Source organism: Pseudomonas sp. BN505 (assembly GCF_029873175.1).
Classification (GTDB): domain Bacteria; phylum Pseudomonadota; class Gammaproteobacteria; order Pseudomonadales; family Pseudomonadaceae; genus Aquipseudomonas; species Aquipseudomonas putida.
Genome location: NZ_SSOI01000005.1, coordinates 1 through 532 on the forward strand (window position 1 = coordinate 1; position 532 = coordinate 532).

At 60.9% G+C, this 532-nt stretch carries 1 protein-coding gene; it reads left to right on the forward strand.

Going from position 1 to position 532, the window contains the following annotated elements:
* On the forward strand, nucleotides 1–532 hold a 532-nt coding region (locus E8E78_RS00025; protein ID WP_280311569.1), incomplete at both ends, for an immunoglobulin-like domain-containing protein.

The window sequence follows — 532 nt, forward strand, 5'->3', positions numbered from 1 at the left end:
CAACTCGATTGCGACCGTTGCTGGCGCTGATGTTGGCAAGTTCGAGCAACTGACCCTGGACAAGACCCCGGTCAGCACCACCGTCACTGATGAGCCAGGTACGCCGGGCAACCCAGGCGGCAACAACGAAGGCGACCTGGTCCAAGTCACCATCACGGCCGACCAGAATGCGGTGGCGGAAAACGTCAAACCGACCTTCACCGTGCACATCAACCAGCCATTGGACCACGACCTGGTCGTGACCCTGAGCAACAACGCTCAAGTCACCATCAAGGCCGGCGAAACCAGCGCGCCGTACACCCACGACGCGCAGGGCGATGACGTCTACAAGGACTCCGGCGAAATCAGCCTGGGTATCAATTCCGCGGTAGACGCCACCGGCGCTACCTTCGAGAACCTGCAACTGGGCGGTGCCGCTACCGTTCAAGTGACGGACACCACTGACGAAGTGGTGGCGAAGCTGACCGCTACCCCTTCGGTGACCGAAGGCGGCGAGATCACCTACACCATCACCCTGACCAACAAAGACGGT